Source organism: Mesorhizobium sp. M8A.F.Ca.ET.181.01.1.1, from assembly GCF_004792025.1.
Lineage (GTDB): Bacteria > Pseudomonadota > Alphaproteobacteria > Rhizobiales > Rhizobiaceae > Mesorhizobium.
Genome location: NZ_SRTV01000008.1, coordinates 257,626 through 274,568 on the forward strand (window position 1 = coordinate 257,626; position 16,943 = coordinate 274,568).

Here is a 16,943-nt window from a genome sequence, read left to right on the forward strand (position 1 = left end):
TGGTGCCGGCGGTAGCCTCCGCAGAAAACGATGTGCAGACAAAGACTTGACCGGCTCGTGGAGGCGGTGCCTTTATCTTGCCTTCCGCGAAACTGCCTCCCGACCGCACTTCCGGTCGAGAAGCCCAGCTCTTTACCGGCCCTCAGACGGATGTGAGTTTGCCTGGTGCGGCGGCAGCGGAACCAATATCCCGCCTGCCGGACCGGTCTTAACAATGCCCTCCCGAAAGAAGAACAACGATCGCCCGGACTGAATATCGAGCGTGCCTGTCGTCTGAGACTTCCGTCCGAACTGATTCATATCGTTCGAGGAAATCCCCGCCGCTTTGAGCTTGGCCAGATACAGAACTGTCTCACGCGGCAGCGCCTGCCCGTGCCGCAGATAGTCGTCATAGCGGGCAGGCCCAGCGTTGTATGCCGCGAACATTCCCGGAAAACCGAAGCGATCAAACATGGCCCGCAGATAGGCGGTGCCGGCCAGGGTATTGTCGCGTGGATCATACGGATTGGTGCCAAGGCCGTGCTCGTCACGCATCTCTTCATAGGTCTCAGGCATGACCTGCATGAGGCCCATGGCGCCGGCGTGGGAGGTGATTGGCCGACCACGGAGCATCGTCCTGCCGCCGCTTTCGGCCTCCATCACGGCATAAATCCATGACTGCGGAACGCGGAACCGTGTGCTTGCCTCGCTGACGAAGTGCTGCCATTTTCCGAACTGCGGACTCAAGGAGATGGCGGCTGGCTGTGCGCCGGTCGCGGCGGAACAGGCGCATGGCGCGGCAGCGACCATGCCCAACATCAGGAGGGTCACTCGGTCCATAGCGGTACGAGCCTCTCAATGACTTTGGCGCTGAGCACTGGCCCGAAATACCGGCTGTCGAAAGAGCCGGGGGCATCGCCATTGATGAGGAACACCTCATTGTCGGCTAGCCTGCGGCATTCGTTCCACCATGGCAGCGGCCGGCCCTGACGGTCCGATTGTTCACGATGCGCGACGATCTCGCCGGCGATGACGATGACCTCGTTGAAGGCGCAGACATGATCGTGCGGAAGTGCCGCGACGCGCTTCACCAGCGGCACATGGCGGGGCAGATAGCCACGCTGGTCGGCCAGCGCGCCGACCATTGCCGGCATGCGAATAAGCGCCAGGTCTCCACGCTTTGGCGGGCCGAAGCCGGCGCGGTAAAGCCCGAGCGGCGCGCTGGGCGATGCGTTCCAGACCAGCCAGGGCGACGGTCGAACGAACGTGGCGAAGCCGATCAGAGTGAGGCCGAGCGCGGCTGCAGCGGCCACCTTGCTTGCCCGAACCCGCTTCAGCCGGTTGCCGATAATATGAAAGGAAGGCCGCTCGATCATGACCGGTCTCCGCTGTTAGCCTCACCCGTTCGGGCGCGTTCCTTGTCAGGATGGCTCGCTTGCGACCGGCCTTTCGACCATTCGTCGAGCTCGTCGATGTGGTAGCGGACGAAGCGGCCGTGCTTGCGGAATTTGGGGCCAGCAGCCTTGATCCGCATCTTCTCGAGCGTGCGCTGCGACAGCCCGATATAGAAAGCGGCCTGCGCGGTGTTGAGAAACGGGCTGCCCTTCTTGGCGCGGGCAGCGCGTTCGTTTTCGTCTTCCATGGTGATCCTCGTTTCGCCAGTTGAAGGCGGGAGCGAGGATCGGCGAGCGCGGGCGCTCGCGGGACGGGCGAAGAGTGGCCCGAGAGTTTTCGCCGCCCCTTGCGGCGCGTGAAATCCGGGCTGGCAGTCTGGGGAAGGCCCCGCGCCGCTGCCGGCGCGAGGCCTCCAAGCCCTTCCGGTCAGTCGACCGGGTTCCAAATGATGGCGTAGGTCTCGTCATCGTCCTGGCCGGCAGCGCGGCCGAGATTGGCGTAGAGTTTGCGCGGGCCGAACTCAGGCGCTGCGATCGACAGGCTCACATAGTCCTTGCCGGAAGCCTCGCCGGTCCGCACCCAGCCGGCGCCGACTTCGATGCCTTGCGTCAGCACCCGGAAGTCGGGGTGGTTGTCGGCGCTTTTTGCCTGATTGGGCACGATGTCGATGTCGGCGCGGACGCTGAGGGTCTTGAGCTGGCCCTTGTAGGCGCCGTTTTCCTGCTTGGTAACGTATCCGATCGCGGTCATGTCAGTTCTCCTTTTTGGTGCTCGCCGGGAATCATTCCCCTGCGATGGCTGACCGTGATGGGCGTGTCCGGCCCGCACGAACCCAAAGGGCCGCAGCGGCAGCGGAGGACCCGAGCGGGTGGCTTTTTTGAAGCGAAGCGGCGCGAGGAAGCCGCCACAGGCGGCGGGGAAAAAAGCTGACAGTCGAGGGTTTCGGGCGGGCCGGATCCGCTCATAGGTCATCAAGCCAGCGGCAGGGGAAGGGCTCTCGGCCAGCATCGGCAAGACGGCTGAGAAGCGCGCCTTCGTATACGTCACCAAGCAGGCATGCGGACATGCAGGCACTACGGCAATGCAGAGACTCCGCGCCATAGCTTCGACGCGCTGTGCCCAAGGAGGCCGGCGGCGACAAAGCCAAATCGGCGCGCGCGATTGACGCAATTCATTATCTCGAAACGCGGACCGTGCAGCACCGATCGGCTTCCGCGCCCGGCTTTAGCGAGCACTCGATCTCAACCCGGATGGACTGGCGAGCGACGGCCGCACAAGCTCCGCCACTCGCCATTCAGGATCACTCACAGACGAACAGCGATCGCACCTTGGCCCACTGCTCGACGGTCCGGAAGCCGCTGCGCTCGGTGTAGCTCGACGCGGGGGAATGCATCCAGCGCGGCAACCAGCCCTCGACTTTCTCCCTGCCGTTGTCGCCGGAAAGGAAGTCGCGGACGATTTTCTTTTGCGTCTTCACCTTCTCCGAAGAATTGCCCTCGGCCACCAGCTTGCCACCGATGTCGGCAAGCATCGCGTTGGTAACTTCCCGGTCGCGCAGGAGGTCGAAGAATGCGTCGTCCGGCTGCCAAGAGTTCCGCATATCGACAGTCAAATGATTGCCCACCGCCTCGACCATCGCGCTGCCTGACGCAAGCGTCTCGGCCATCACCAGCGCCAGGACACGCAGGACACTCTCGTCGGAAAGAGCGAGCAAGCGGGCGAAGACGCTGGCGAGCGCGAACTCGTCGCCATGGCCACCGGCGACGGGTCCGTCTTCGTCCGCCTGCCCAAGCAATGCCAAGATCGCGCGCCGGCTTTCTCCAAAGCTTGCTTCGGCGATGCTGGCGGCAACGCTGGCGGCAATCTCCGCATTGGCCGCGCGCTGCGGCTCGACGCGCACCTGCCAGAGAGACGAACCAGCGATGGCATGGGCCACCATCAGGCGCAAGGCAACACCCGGATGGTCGAGCATCGCGAGACGCACGGCGGCGTGGCGGTGCAGATGGATATAGTTCTGCAGCGGGCCGCTGAGTTCCGGCCGCAAGAGCTTGACTGGCGGATCGCTCCCCTCGCCTTCATCGCCGTTCGACCGCGCGCGGCGTGCTTCCTTGCGCGACAGATAGCCTTCGTGGAACTCGACTTCGCCGCGCTGCGTGATAGCGATAACGACCTTGCCGCCCTTCTTCTTCGGCGTCTTTTCGTGGTCCCATGAATGGAAATACTGGCCGGGTTCCAGCACCACGACCTCCGGCCAGCCGGCCTCCATATAGGCCTCGCGTCTGGCGGCGATTGCCTCGTTCTGCTTGTGCCAGAAGAGGTCAGCGTCAGAGAAATAGCTATCTTCGCCGAACAGGTCCGACACGATCAGACCTGCATAATCCTCGACGGCAAACAGCGCCACCTTGGTCGAAATCGACTGCCCGCCGAACAGCCATTGTTTCAGCTGCCAGCCGCGCGGCGCATGTTGGTTGGGATCGGCAAACAGCGTGAGCCAATCCTTCTGTTGCGCTTTTGAGGCCATGGTCAGGTGACGCACCGTCTCGGTGTCGATCTCCTCGCGCCGGTAGGCTTCGCGGATTTTGGGCAAGAGATCGCCAAGCGCAAGAATGCGCTTCACCAGTTGCTCGGTGAGGCCGAAGGTCGCGGCGATATCGCCAATGCCGCGCCCTTCCTTGATCAGGCGAACGAAGGTTTCCCATTGCGAAACCTCGTCGGGATCGAGGCGCGCGATGTTCTCGATCAGTGAGGCTTCGAGCGCGTCGGCGTCATCGCCATCCTCCATGATGGCGCAAGGCAGCTGCGCGGCTTCGCCGCGCTCGTCGGCAACGGTCTTCGCTGCGAAATAGCGTCGCCGTCCGGCGACGATTTCGAAGGTGTCGGACGACCCGTTGGGCCGTACCAGCAGCGGCACCAGAATGCCGCGCGCGCGGACGGAGGGCAGAATATCGGAAATGTCGGGCGAGCGCCTGGAATGGCGCATATTGATGGCCGAAACGCTGAGATGGTCGATGGAAACATGGGCAAGCTGCATGGCTAATTCTCCTTGCTTGGGTGTGAAACGCCCCTCCCCGCGAGGCCGTAGGCCGAGCGGCGACGGGCTTTGCGCCGGGATGGCGCGGTCATTCCGCCGTGTCGGGCGGAAGCTCGGGGATCGGGATCGAAAGGGCGGCGGCGGCTTGCCGTAAAAGCTGCTCGTCCTCGGTGGTGTGGCCGGCAAGGCGCGCGGCTTCGGCGTAGACCGAGAGCGAAAAGCGGGCGGCGAAATAGAGATCGCGCTCGAGCCAAGACCGAACGGCACCTTCACGCCTTGCAGTTCGGCTAGGCTGACGCTGCCGAGTTCGGGAAAACCAAGGCCGAGATCGCAAAGGCCAAAAAGCGTGTCGCCATCGGCGTCGAGTTCAGTCAAAAGCCACGTCGCGGCACCAATCGGGTTGAAGAATTTGACGACCGGCACATGGTCGGTTTCGATCTCAGCCGCGCCATTCGCTAAGAGGCGAGCGCGCAATTCGTCGGTAATCAGGATCAAGATGAAGCTCCTCGTCAGAACAGGTCGAGTTGGTTGCGAGCGGCCTCGTCGAAGAGGCCGATACCGAGCGGCTTTTGCGCCGCGCGCGGACGCATCGGCGCGTCCATCAGAAGCGCTAGCCGGTCACGCGTCGTAATTGCCCGCACACCAGGAATGTGCACTTGCTCGCCCTCTGGTGTCGGCTCCGTCTCAGACCGAACGGGGTGGGGCGCGGTCATGCCGCAATCCCCTCACGTGCCTCGCCCTCGGCATCGTTGCGAAATGCGAGGATGAAATCCGCTGCCTTGGAGGCCAGACTGGCGGCGCGGAAAATGGCGCGGTTGTCCTCGCGCAGTACGCCAAGCCAAGAACCGATATAGTCGGCATGGCGCACGGTGGGCTCGATGCAAAGCGTCGAGCAGACGAAGGCTGCGGCGATCTCCGCGACCAGTTCCTCGCGGGCATAAGCCTTGGTGCCGAATGAGCCGGACAGATCGCGGGCAAGCCGCTTGGCATGCCCGGTCCAGTGCCCGAGTTCGTGAAAGCCGGTGCGGTAATAGTTAATCTGTTCGAAGAATGCCGGCTGCGGCGGCAACTGGATAAAGTCGGCTCCCGGCATGTAGAAAGCGCGGTCGCCGCCAACGCGGACGTCTGCGTCGGAGGCTCGAATGAGGGCCTCGGCCTGCGGCACGATCTCACGCTCGGGCAGCGGCGCGGCGCGGCCATAAAGATGCTCGGGCAATCCCTCGCATTGCGCGACATTGAAGACGGTGAAGCGTTTCAGGAACGGGATTGCGTGCGGCTCGTCGTCGTCCCGCTTGGCGCGCTCCTTCTCGTTTTTGGGGATGAAACGGTCGGCATGCACGATGGTGGTGCCGTGCTCGCCTTTCCTGACATTGCCGCCAAGCGCAAGCGCCTGCCGGAAGGTCAGCCAATTCTGCCCTGAGTAGCCGCGTTCGATGACCGCGCCCCACAGGATCAGGATGTTGATCCCGGAATAAATGCGGCTGGTGGCGGCATTCCTCGGCAGGCCAAGGCCTGCCTTTGCCCTCCCCCAAGGCTGGACCCAGGGCACACAGCCCCGCTCCAGATCGGCGATGATCCGATCCGTGATTTCCGAATAAAGGCTCGCCTTCGGTGGCTCACCCTTCTTCCCGCCAACTTCTCCACGGGCAGCCCGTCTGCCGGTTTTGCGCATGATCTTGTCTCCGTTCGCACTTCCAGCGCGCCCTTCCCGGAAGCGGGGTGGGCGGCGAAAAACGACCGGAAAGGCCCGCCGTCGGAGGTGGCCAGCATCCGCAGGACCGAAACGTCAGTGGAGGACCCGGAGCGAAGCGCAGGGTTGCGGGCCGCCGCGGCGGGCCTAGAAGGAAGTGCCGCCCACCTCGCGCCGGGAAGGCCAAACAACCGGACACTTCGAGCGACTTGTCGTTCACCGCAGGAAGGAACTCAGCGGGCCTCCATGCTTTGAGATTTGTCCGGCATTTTCATTTCGCTAGAGTGGCCGTCTGGGAGATCGCAATCTGCAACGACTACGAGCAGCATATCGCCTAGGCCGAATATGATGGAACCGCTGGCGCTGAAGATCCCGAGCCATAAACGGAGCTCGACCTGCCACAAACTGACGACATCCGCATCAACGATCCGGCGCCGATCATGCGTGCTGCGGGCGATGACGGCGTCGAGCTCACGTCGATCACATTCCTAGCGATCGTCGGCCTTTGGCGCGCAGCTGCCGGCAACAAGCCGCCGACCTTTACGATCCGGGGCCAGACATCGCGCCCTATCACAACCGGCAAGTCGTGGTGCTCCAGCCCGAGAACTGGTTTGCCTGGCTCACGCTGACGAAGCCGGAAGGCGAGCTTTTGTGACCGCTGCCAGCGGGGTCGCTCTCGGTAGAAACCGTGCGTCCAGAGAGTTCCTGAATGGCCAGGATGGGATCAGCCAACGGCGCTGCGAGATGCGGCCGCCCAGTAGCGCGGCTCAAGCTATCGGCGGAATCGAATGGCGTGCTAAGCCTTAGAATGCCTGATCGAGAAAGCTGTCGGCCTGATGACGCATCGCCGCTATCCTGGCTGCTCTTCGTTGCGTCTTCTATCGTATTTTCTCAGAAACTACAGCCGAGCGCCAAAAGCTCGGAACTCCCGTCTGCGCACCGTGAGCACCAAACGCGTTGTCGGCTCGCAACGCCTGGCTCGCTGACAAAAGCATCCTAGCTAAGTTGCGGTGCCAGGGGGCAAAGCCGTATGGCCGAGACCGCCTTTTCGGGCTCGGTTCACGAGCACCCGATACGCGCCTTCAGCGCGCAGGCACCCACGCCCGATTGCTGTCGATCCGCAATTAGCGAGGATCGGGATCCAGCAAATCCGCCGGCTCAATCCCAAGTGCCTTCGCGAGTCGTGCTACCGTGTCTATGCTTGCCGCATAAACACCACGTTCAAGCGCGCTTACATACGTTCTATCGACGCCGGCCTCATGTGCCAACGCTTCTTGCGACAGCTTCTTTCGCTGGCGATGCTTCCGCAGATTGCGAGCAAAGACCTCTCGAATTTCCATTCGAGGGAGGCCATCCTCTTGTAGAGCATTTCACCACGGAGTATTCTCTACAAACATACAACCCGGGCAATTTACTAGCGGTGGTAATCCTGAGCACGCCGGTTTGTGTCTGTGATCGCGAGCCGAAATGCACGCCAGCAAAGAAATAGAATGATGCACGATCAAATCGCCGACCAAGTTCCTTGGGCCGATAGCCTGACCGCTTACGACGAGCAACACTTTGCGATTTATCTGAGGCTCATCGACGCGTGCGCCGACAATGTCAGCGAGGAAGAGATGGCGCAGACCATCTTGGATATCGATCCAACCCTGGAACCAGATCGCGCCCGCAAGGCAGTTCGAAGCCATCTTGATCGGACGCGATGGCTGATAGGCAGCGGATACAAAGACCTCTTTGCGAGTTGCTCGACAGAGCGAACCTACTGAAGGAATCGCCTGTATTCGCCGGTCATGAGTGCATGCCCTCGCCTGACTGCCCGGCGCACGATATCGCGAAGGTGATCGCCAGGGTCGGTCCAGTCGCGCTCGATACGCGCCTTGCCGAAAAGCGCAGCTCCGATCTCGCGATGGGAGGCGCCGGCGATGGAACCATCGAGGGCCTGCAGAACTGACCGCAACCGTGCGCGCCGCGGTTCGACTGGAAATAACCTAGGCGGCAGACGTCCTGTCGAACGGAGTGCGTTCAAGCACTCGAGCCCGTTCAGCCGCTGCCTGATTTCCGACGGCGGCCAGAGCGCGTTGGATTTCAGTTGCACCGGGCCGAGAAGGTCTGACCCGCAGACAGCTAGTTGCAAACTTCTGCGCTGGTCTTCGATCAGAACGTGCTGCCAGCCGTCTACTGTCCGGAAAATGGAGACATCGCAGGAGAGCGCATCAATGGCAAATGTCTCCGTGTCGTTGACCTCCGCAGCAGATTCGGCAATGAGTTGGAGAACGTGAGCACATTGATCAGGATGCCAGAAGACTCGCGCATCATTGGCATTCGAGCTTGCAAAAAATCAGCCCCCACGACGACAGATCGATCGCAAGTGTCGCCAGACTGATGACTGTCGCTGCTGGCGATCGCGAAGGCTCTGTCGAGTGAGAGGCAAGAGCGAGATCTCTCAGGAAAAGCGGATTGCGGCGCAGGAATTCCCATGCCCAGCCGAGACTGGTGAGTTGCGCGCAATAGGCATACCCCTCTTCGTCTTGCCAATCGGGCCAAGCCCTACCGGCATCTGTCGTGATCATGGATTCGTTTCCAACCAATTGGAATTTCGGGCGATCTTCATGACGGGTGCCCAGAGCACCGGCGCCTTTAGCCCGCTATTGTGCAGGACCGCTTCCAGGCTGGCGATGGAGACCTCAAGATAGCCGGCAACCGCACGCGTCGTGCCGATGGTCTGAGGTTCTGAAAGGCGCTCAAGCGGCCAGCCGGCACGGCGTAAGATCCGCTCGATCCGTAAGTCCGTCACCGTGACGATGCTGGCCAAGTCGTGCGACAGCCCAAATTCGATCATCCCGGCAAACAGCTCATAGGTGCCCAGCGCCAAACCTGACTCTTTCGGCGCGGACGATGGAACATCGAGCGCGAACCGACTGCTTTCCCAGATACGCGGATCGTCCGGTGCCGGTCGATCACCGAGAAGAACGGAGAAGCTGTCACGCAACATCGTGGGGCCGGCTGTTGGCAACAGACGCACGCAGCCTTCGATGCGACCCGCCGGCGTTCTGAGCAGCAGGTAGTGCGGACTGAGAGCGTCGTAGGAATCGAGTTCGTAACCGCCGTGAACCGAGACATCCCAATTGAGACGATCCCGAAACACGCGATGGCGCAAGCGGTGCATCTCATCGAGCTCGCGGCTGAATTCACCGTAACGATCGGGCGTAATCAGTTGCATCATTTCGGCCTTCTCCAATGGCATGATTTTCACGCGCAATTGGATGTGAGGGCCGCTGTCGCCACAACCTGTGCATGTACACAGGTCCAGCGATCGTCAGGTCAAGTCTGATGACTTTGAAATGGCAAAACGAATGGCTGCTTGTGTAATTGTTCGCACGCCGAGTTTCTTCTTGGCGTTGTCGAGATGGAAAGCAGCCGTGCGCTGACTGATCCCCAGAATTCGTCCAATGTCCCATGCCGACTTGCCGTGAGCAGCCCATTGCAGGCACTCGATTTCCCTGCCGGACAGAGCAATACCATCGACAATCCGCCCGCTTATCAATCTACGCCGTGCGTGGATGTGGAAGAAGATAGCAATCAGTTGCAGTGCGCGCTCGTACCGTTCGATCAGGCGTATAAACAGTGGCTGCCTTTCGTCGGAGGCGAAAGTAAGTGCGGCAAACAGACCGCGGCGGTCATGGATCGGGATTGTAAAGCCGCAGCGAACGCCGTACTGGGTAGCCTCATCCATGAACTGCCGCTGCGCCGCCGACAAATCGAGATCGCCGCCGTGCGCATCCCATCGGAACGTTTCCTGACGACGACGCGCCCGCTGAATCACTGGGTCGACGTCTTCATACCGGCTATGGAGATAGTGAGACGTCCATTGCTGAGAATAGGTAGAAATCAGGTCAGTCGCGTGGCTCACCTGGAATGGAAGAGACAGGTAAGCAAATGACGAGAGATCGAGCGCCGACGCAGTCTCAGCCAAAGCGTTGTGAAGATCAATTGTGTCAACACTACCTGCGAGTTGCTCGGCGAATCTATTGAAGATGTCTTGCATGCGTGGCTACATCATGCTGGACGGAAGGCCCACAAGGACAAGGCTGGGTCCCGGAAATTGCGAATAACGCCCTGCTGTGGAGCAACTTTCTTATTGCGATGGTCGCCCATGAGGCTACAGTCAGGCACGCGTTGTTAGTCACCTTCAGAATATCGATGCGGCCCGGTGCATTTCGCTAGAACTTGGGCACCTCATGAAATCTAAGTCACATTCCGAGCCTTATTTTGACCGTGTGTTTCACCGGGATCTGGCAAAAAGGTGAGTCGTTTGATCTCGCCGACCAACTGTTCGGCGCCCAGGATAGCTAACTTTTGTTCCTGACCTTTGATGATGTGTGCGCAAACATCAGAAACAGCTGCGCCTGGCTACTTATCCCAAGTTTTCCGAATCCGAGGCCTTGGCCATATCGAATGGACCGGTAAGCCGACGCAGCCAGAGGCACATGCACACGCAACGCCGTGTTCTATGGCGACAAAGCCATCGACCGCTCGCCCTGCGGCACCGGAACCTCAGCGCGCATGGCGCAGCTCGCCGCCAAGGGCAAGCTCAAGGTGGGCGACGAGTTCGTGCATGAATCGATTCTCGGCTCGCAGTTCAAGGGCCGCGTAGAGGCGGCGACGACGGTGGCCAACTATGACGCCATCATCCCGTCCATTGCGGGATGGGCGCGCATGACCGGCTACAACACCATCTTCATCGACGACCGCGACCCCTTCGCGCGCGGTTTCGTGGTGAAGTAATCGGCAGCCAGCCTCTCGCTTCGCTGGATCTTTGAAATCCAAAGATCTTCTCGAGATTCTCGATATCTCGCGAGAGCAGGTTCTCCAAAAGTCCAACGCGAGTGATGGCGGCGCGAGGGCGACGCCGATGAATCATGACGCTCGCGAAAACCGACCCGGCGCGCAACCACTTATCCCGGGGAGGCTTTTTCGGCGGGAGCCAACAACCCCGCTTTCTCCAGAATGCGACGTTGGTTGAGGAGATCGAGTGCAAGATTTTTATGATAGCGGGCGACCAAGATGGCACGCTTCCCCTGATCAACCGTCGCATCGATACCACCGATTGTCGCTGCTATCCGCTCGGAAAGCGTGCGCAGGGCTTTCCACTCTTCGGATCGATACGCGAGCGCGCCAAGACCCGCAGAAGTCGAGTTTCCGATGCCGACTGGAACACTTGCGCCGAGGTTGACGTAGCCCTTTGGCAGCGTACCTTTCAAGTTCCGCACCGACTTGAACCGGATCGAGTCGAAAATCTGCTCAACTGCCTGTTTGGCACCTGCGACCCGGGTCGGGTGGTCGGTGTCGGCTGCGACATGAGGAAGAAGCTCGAGCTTGCCTGGGTGCCGTTCGTTCAGCGGCAGATAGGAAACCAGGGGCCCCCGCACCGTGCCGTCGCTCGCGTCGACGAAGATATCCGCATCTATCGCCGCACATCTGACCTTGCTCGCTAGCAAAGCCGCGTCGAGAGCGTCGATGTCCACGAGTTCGCCACGATCATAATTAATCAGCACCGCGCCGTCGGCCAAACTCGACAACACGTCATAGCCAACCAAGCCGGCGTTACCATACTCGCCTGTCGCCTTATCGAGACGGCCGAGGCCGACGTGTACGGAGAGGGCGTTGGCGTTCGTCGCAGCCTCGACCGCGGTCGCGGCGAACTTGAAGCCTTCTGCCTCGATCCATTCGCGATGCGCCGGTCTTGCGTAGACGCTCACGCACATGCCGAAGGCCTTCGCGAGCTTGGCGACTTCCCTGCCGATGTTGCCATAGCCCAGCACAGCCAGCTTCTGGCCTTCGAGCTTCGCAGTCGGGAAGTCCTTGAGGTGGCGCCCAGTATCGAACGTCCCCGCGACGGTCCTTTCGTGCAGCTCGTCCACCGGAAGGTCGGGAATGACCTTGACGAGCGCTTTCATCACCATTTGAGCAGTCGCGCGGCTATTGATGCCCGGGGTGTTCATAAGCGGCGCGTCCCCGTCGTCTCCGTCCGGGCCGCCCCAGGAGTCCGAGCCCATGTTTCCGGTTCCGGCACCGATCCGCACACCGCCGAGTGCAAACACGGACTTCTTCGGGATGAAGGTCGCCGCCGCTATGAGAGTGTCGTATCTGCCATCCGCCGTGCAATCCAGAAGTTCTGCCTCGGTGCTCAGATGCGGCTGATAGAAAAAGTGGATCTTTCCCTTCTGCAGCGCCTCCTTGTCCTGCAGCGGACCGACGTGGAATTCGCCCCCCTTGTCGCGAATGTAGGTGGCGATCTCGCTGATGTCGGGCGCGCCGTCCGATCCGAGCCGTAGGCCTAGCAGGTCGGCGATCAGGACAGTGTATGCGCGTTCGGGATCGTCCTTCCTCACAAGCCCGGAGACGGCGGTGGCGCAATCAAGTTTCTCGCCCTGTGCGGCCAGTTCCTCCTCGAGGACGGCGATCTTCGCCCGGCGGTAGGCATAGGCGAGATTGTCGAGAAGAAGGCGAACGTCCTCCGGGTCGCGGATGCCGCCGATCCACGCGCGGTAGTCGCCGGGCATGCCGGGGAAGGCGTTCACATAGCGGGCGGCATCCAGGCCCTTCTCGTGCTCGCCGTTCACATGCGTGATGCCCTCGTAGCCCAGGAGCTGCTTCGAGCGGGCGATGATGCGGGCGTGAATCTGCGTGTCAGCGATATCGGGATCGTCGACCCGAAGGAGGACGACGGCGGCTCCGCGCTTATCAGGTTCGCCGACCGTGAACTTCAGCAAGGCGTTGCTGTCGACCCAGTCGGAGATCACCTGGCGGTTTTGGTCGGAGCGGCGGTTCAACTCGCTGACCGGACCGACACGCTGGGCCGCCTTCAGAAGCCCGAACGTGGTCTCGGCGAAGGCGAGCGCGCTATAGGTGTTGATGACGCCGCCGAGCATGCGATCCTGCGCCGCGTCGTAGAAAGGGCCGATTGCCACCGACTTTTCGCCGCTCAGCGGGCGCTTCGCTTCCACGGGGGGAACGAGCTTGAGCTGCCGCGGAATCGACCATGCGGGATCCTCCTGGTTGCGCTGGACGAGCTTCAGGGCCTCGGGCGTGAAGGAGACGAGGAAATAGCCGGAGATGCCGCCGATCGCCTTCTGGAACGGCATGAAGACGCAGCACTTGGCCAGCACCTTGCGCACCAGCGCCTCGCCCCACGGCATCGCGCCGAGCATCGAGGTGGCGTCGAGCACGGCGTGGCGATTGTCCGGGTCCGCATCGAGCCAAGCCAACAGGCCTTCGATCTCCTTTACGGAGTAGGTGTTGGCGCCGGTCGTCTCGTGGCCGACGCCGACGAACAGGGTTGTGCCCAGCGCCTCGAGTTCGGCAGCCGTCGGGATGGAGCCCTCGACAGCCGCGAAGTCGATCCTGTCGGCGCTGCCGTTCTTCGCGAATTTCTGGAGGTCGAGAAGCTGCGTCGCCCAAGACTGCCGGAAGAACCCCGCGCCATCGGCAGCGGCGCTCTCTGGCTTGGCCGTATCCACATATACGTGTTGGGCGGTGTTGTTGGGGTTCATGAGGTGAATGACCGCAACGGTGAAGCCGCTATGGCCGCCGCCCAGCCCTACCGCCATCGGATTGCGCTCGGGGAACTCGAAATAGCGGTGGATGGAGCGCATCATGTCCGTCAGGATTTTGTCTGCCGGATACCCCCTGTGCATGCTGCGACCGATCTCGGCCGTCGTGAACGGGCCAAGATCGGTGCCCCTGTCGTCGAGCTTGCGGTAGTTGGCCTCCAGCCATGCGTCGAACTCAGCGCGGCGCAGCCTTCCGGCCACCTCGTCGATCGTCGCGTCGGTGATCGGTCCTACCCCGAAGAAAGGATTCGACGGCGCCTTCGGCCCCGAATGGGTGAGGTTCCTCTCGCGGTCAAGCTGTTGCTTCATTTCGGAAATGGTCGACATGGCCGAGGTGTCCTCCCTGTAAACGTAGCCGTCTGTTATTCCTGCTGGTGTAAGAGATGCGCGTCGCACTTCGTCGTGGCGGGTTGCTCAGCGACGTTCCACCAGCGGTTCAGTTGTAGATCGGGAAACGTCGGCAGAGATCCTTTACCTCCGCCAGCACTTCCCATTCGACAGCCGCGTCGCCTTCCATGCCCTTTTCGGCGAGCGCGTCGATCACCTTGAGCATTAGTTCGCCGACGCGACGGAACTCCGCCTCGCCGAAGCCGCGCGTCGTGCCAGCCGAGCTGCCTACGCGGATGCCGGAGGTGACGAAGGGCTTTTCCGGATCGTTGGGGATCGCGTTCTTGTTGCAGGTCAGGCCCGCGCGCTCCAGCGCGATCTCGGCCGCCTTGCCTGTCACGCCCTTGGGCCGCAGGTCGACCAGTACCATGTGGCTGTCAGTGCCGCCCGAGACGATGCCGAGGCCGCCGTCTTTCAGCACCTTGGCCAGCGCCTGCGCGTTGGCGATGACCTGGCGGGCGTAGTCGGCGAAGTCGGGCCGGAGCGCCTCGCCGAAGGCGACCGCCTTCGCGGCGATGACGTGCATCAGCGGACCGCCCTGGTTGCCGGGGAACACCGCCGAGTTCAGCTTCTTGGCCAGCGCCTCGTCATTGGTCAAGATGACGCCGCCGCGCGGACCGCGCAGGGTCTTGTGCGTGGTCGACGTGACGACATGGGCGTGCGGCACCGGGCTCGGGTAGCAGCCGCCGGCGATCAGGCCGGCATAGTGGGCCATGTCCACCATCAGATACGCGCCCACCTCGTCGGCGATCCTGCGGAAGCCGGCGAAGTCGATCGTGCGCGGATAGGCCGAGGCGCCGGCGATAATCAGCTTCGGCCTGGTCTCCAGCGCCCTTTCGCGCACTGTCTTCATGTCGATCAGGTGGGTTTCCGGATCGACCTCGTAGGAAACCACGTCGAACCATTTTCCGGACATGGTGACTGGCGAGCCGTGAGTCAGGTGGCCGCCATGGGCCAGCGACATGCCCATGACCCTATCTCCCGGCTGCAACAGCGCCAGGAACACCGCTTGGTTCGCCTGCGCGCCGGAATGGGGCTGGACGTTTGCGTATTCCGCCCCGAACAGCTTCTTCAGACGCTCGATTGCCACTTCCTCGACCTTGTCGACAAATTCGCAGCCGCCGTAGTAACGCTTGCCCGGATAGCCCTCGGCGTACTTGTTGGTGAGCACCGAGCCCTGCGCGGCGAGCACGTCGGCGGATACGATGTTCTCTGAAGCGATCAATTCGATCTGGTTCTTCTGCCGGTCGAGTTCCTCGACGATGGCGCTGGCGATCGCGGCGTCCGAGATTGCAGGGGCGGTCATAGTGGTATCCTCTCAAAAATCGGGCGTCTCGGCTGGAGGTTCCTTGCAGCCGATTATGAGCAGTTGGACGATGCGCGAAGCGGAGCTATTCGACACATCCAGGCGAAAGCTGTCCGCGGCGCCGCGACGTCGAACAGGTGCCGCAGCCTTCGCCAGGGGCGGGACGTCACCAAGGCACTCGGAAATACAGGATCGTCTGGCCGTGCGGCTGTCCGCTAACCGGTGCCGAGAAGCGAATTGGCATTTGCGCGGCGTATCAAGATAATAGGTCCATTACTGTGCGCGTAAGAGCAGAGACTCCGAAACCGATGCACCGTTCATCCGGTTGGTAGTCCGTGTTGTGCAACCGGTCATTTCTACCAGGTTGAGACGAGCCTACGAAAAGATGAGCGGACGGCATGAGTTCAGTGAAGTAGGCGAAGTCCTCGGTTCCGTAGTCTCCTGGACATTCGACCAACGAGGTTTCGCCAAACTGCCGTTCTAGCGATGCTATGGTCGAATCTAATATCGCGTCATCGTTGACCTCGGGTGGGCAACCCCGGATGAAATTGATCTCGCATGTCATGCCCATCGCCGCGGAGACGCCTTCACAAATCTCGTGGAAGCGTTTCCTCATAATCTCTCGGGACTCAGTTGAGCGACATCTAATGGTCCCTTCAAGGAAGCAGGTCTCCGGAATGATGTTAAACGCGGTTCCGCCATGGATCTGCCCGATCGTCAACACGGGCGCCGCGGCAGGATTTACCGAGCGCGAGACGGCAGTTTGCAACTGCATAATGATCGCCGCCGCGCCAACGATAGGATCGAGGGCAGTGTAGGGGCGCGCCGCATGCCCGGAACGACCCTTCACGACGACCCCGAACTCATCTCCAGATGCAAAAACTGCGCCCCGCACATAGCCAAACTTTCCAACGGCGAGCTCAGGCATATTGTGGAACCCGAGTGCGATGGACGCACCCTCGGCTGCACCGTCGGCGACCATCCGTTTCGCGCCGCTGTCGATGGTTTCCTCGGCGGGCTGGAAGACGAGGCGTATGCTTCCTCGCAAGCGAGGCGCCATGCCCGCGAGGATGCGCCCAGCGCCTAGCAAGGTTGCGGTATGAAGGTCATGCCCACAGGCGTGCATTCGACCGGGAATCGTGCTCGCGAAGGGCAGCCCCGTAGCTTCGTCCATCGGCAAAGCGTCCATGTCGGCACGAACCAAGACCAACGGGCCAGGACCAGCTCCACCGATGATATCGGCGATTACACCAAGTCCACCAACTCCCGTTCGTGGAGCGAGGCCGATCGAGCACAGTTCCTCCGCGACGATCGCGGATGTACGCGGCGTTTCATGGCCGAGTTCAGGATGGGCATGAATGTCTCGACGTATCGCGATCAACGAGGGCTCTAAGACCGCTGCCTCGCGCTCGATCAAGGAAGTGATGTCGTTTATCCGGTCAGTCATAGGAGCTTCTCTCGCATTGCCACGGTCGATTGCCGGATCGGTAGAATCGACCAAGTTTAGCCAGCGCTCGGTGTAGACAGACTGGCTTAGGGATT

Annotated in this window: 17 protein-coding genes and 2 pseudogenes; 2 read left to right on the forward strand and 17 right to left on the reverse strand. The window is 61.5% G+C overall.

The features are described 5' to 3' along the window. Positions 1-132: 132 nt before the first annotated feature. The 10 genes and pseudogenes from EN824_RS26340 to EN824_RS26385 all read right to left on the reverse strand — a co-directional run bounded on the left by EN824_RS26340 (position 133) and on the right by EN824_RS26385 (position 7,435). Positions 133-819: a lytic transglycosylase domain-containing protein gene (locus EN824_RS26340; RefSeq protein ID WP_135881067.1), complete on the reverse strand. Its 687-nt coding sequence runs from the start codon at positions 817-819 to the stop codon at positions 133-135. After that, complete coding sequence (locus tag EN824_RS26345) at positions 807-1,355, reverse strand: S26 family signal peptidase (protein WP_135881068.1); 549 nt, start codon at positions 1,353-1,355, stop codon at positions 807-809. Before EN824_RS26345 ends, EN824_RS26340 begins: the two co-directional genes overlap by 13 nt. Then, entirely contained in the window at positions 1,352-1,621 is a 270-nt protein-coding gene (locus EN824_RS26350; RefSeq protein WP_135881069.1) for a helix-turn-helix domain-containing protein, read from the reverse strand. Before EN824_RS26350 ends, EN824_RS26345 begins: the two co-directional genes overlap by 4 nt. Before the next feature lie 179 nt (positions 1,622-1,800). Further along, positions 1,801-2,124: a DUF736 domain-containing protein gene (locus tag EN824_RS26355; protein WP_135881070.1), complete on the reverse strand. Its 324-nt coding sequence runs from the start codon at positions 2,122-2,124 to the stop codon at positions 1,801-1,803. 550 nt (positions 2,125-2,674) lie between these two features. Next, complete coding sequence (locus EN824_RS26360; RefSeq protein WP_135881071.1) at positions 2,675-4,405, reverse strand: ParB/RepB/Spo0J family partition protein; 1,731 nt, start codon at positions 4,403-4,405, stop codon at positions 2,675-2,677. An 88-nt stretch (positions 4,406-4,493) separates the two neighbouring features. Beyond that, a complete protein-coding gene (locus tag EN824_RS36705; protein WP_335930834.1) occupies positions 4,494-4,739 on the reverse strand; it encodes a DUF2958 domain-containing protein in 246 nt (81 codons plus the stop codon). Further along, positions 4,715-4,900, reverse strand: a pseudogene (locus EN824_RS36710) (DUF2958 domain-containing protein); the annotation flags it as partial. The gene EN824_RS36705 and the pseudogene EN824_RS36710, both read right to left, overlap by 25 nt. 14 nt (positions 4,901-4,914) lie before the next feature. After that, positions 4,915-5,118 (reverse strand): hypothetical protein, encoded by a 204-nt coding sequence (locus EN824_RS26370; RefSeq protein WP_135881072.1) that lies wholly within the window; start codon positions 5,116-5,118, stop codon positions 4,915-4,917. After that, on the reverse strand, positions 5,115-6,077 hold the full coding sequence (locus tag EN824_RS26375; protein WP_135881073.1) for a zincin-like metallopeptidase domain-containing protein: 963 nt from the start codon (positions 6,075-6,077) through the stop codon (positions 5,115-5,117). The genes EN824_RS26370 and EN824_RS26375 overlap by 4 nt, the downstream gene beginning before the upstream one ends. Before the next feature lie 1,142 nt (positions 6,078-7,219). Continuing rightward, positions 7,220-7,435, reverse strand: coding sequence for a helix-turn-helix transcriptional regulator (locus EN824_RS26385; RefSeq protein WP_135881074.1), 216 nt, complete (start codon positions 7,433-7,435; stop codon positions 7,220-7,222). A 153-nt stretch (positions 7,436-7,588) separates the two neighbouring features. On the opposite strand from EN824_RS26385, the gene EN824_RS26390 reads away from it, so the two are divergent. Further along, positions 7,589-7,861 (forward strand): DUF2285 domain-containing protein, encoded by a 273-nt coding sequence (locus EN824_RS26390; protein WP_245521022.1) that lies wholly within the window; start codon positions 7,589-7,591, stop codon positions 7,859-7,861. Here the strand turns inward: EN824_RS26390 and EN824_RS26395 are convergent. The 4 genes from EN824_RS26395 to EN824_RS26410 form a co-directional block, all read right to left on the reverse strand. After that, positions 7,855-8,190, reverse strand: a complete 336-nt coding sequence (locus EN824_RS26395; protein ID WP_245521017.1) for a DUF2285 domain-containing protein — start codon at positions 8,188-8,190, stop codon at positions 7,855-7,857. The two genes, EN824_RS26390 and EN824_RS26395, sit on opposite strands and share 7 nt — an antisense overlap. A 217-nt stretch (positions 8,191-8,407) precedes the next feature. Continuing rightward, positions 8,408-8,665, reverse strand: a complete 258-nt coding sequence (locus EN824_RS26400; RefSeq protein WP_135881076.1) for a DUF6499 domain-containing protein — start codon at positions 8,663-8,665, stop codon at positions 8,408-8,410. After that, positions 8,662-9,318: an acyl-homoserine-lactone synthase gene (locus EN824_RS26405; RefSeq protein WP_135881077.1), complete on the reverse strand. Its 657-nt coding sequence runs from the start codon at positions 9,316-9,318 to the stop codon at positions 8,662-8,664. Before EN824_RS26405 ends, EN824_RS26400 begins: the two co-directional genes overlap by 4 nt. Before the next feature lie 93 nt (positions 9,319-9,411). Further along, entirely contained in the window at positions 9,412-10,140 is a 729-nt protein-coding gene (locus tag EN824_RS26410; protein ID WP_135881078.1) for a LuxR family transcriptional regulator, read from the reverse strand. Between the two features lie 387 nt (positions 10,141-10,527). Between EN824_RS26410 and EN824_RS26415 the strand changes: the two are divergent. Further along, positions 10,528-10,880, forward strand: a pseudogene (locus tag EN824_RS26415) (proline racemase family protein); the annotation flags it as partial. Positions 10,881-11,050: 170 nt separating this feature from the next. On the opposite strand, the gene EN824_RS26420 reads toward EN824_RS26415, so the two are convergent. The 3 genes from EN824_RS26420 to EN824_RS26430 form a co-directional block, all read right to left on the reverse strand. Then, a complete protein-coding gene (locus tag EN824_RS26420; protein WP_135881079.1) occupies positions 11,051-14,035 on the reverse strand; it encodes an NAD(P)-dependent oxidoreductase in 2,985 nt (994 codons plus the stop codon). A gap of 109 nt (positions 14,036-14,144) precedes the next feature. Continuing rightward, complete coding sequence (gene glyA, locus EN824_RS26425; RefSeq protein ID WP_135881080.1) at positions 14,145-15,401, reverse strand: serine hydroxymethyltransferase; 1,257 nt, start codon at positions 15,399-15,401, stop codon at positions 14,145-14,147. 256 nt (positions 15,402-15,657) lie between these two features. Continuing rightward, positions 15,658-16,848, reverse strand: a complete 1,191-nt coding sequence (locus EN824_RS26430; protein ID WP_135881081.1) for a M20 family metallopeptidase — start codon at positions 16,846-16,848, stop codon at positions 15,658-15,660. Between the last annotated feature and the right edge of the window lie 95 nt (positions 16,849-16,943).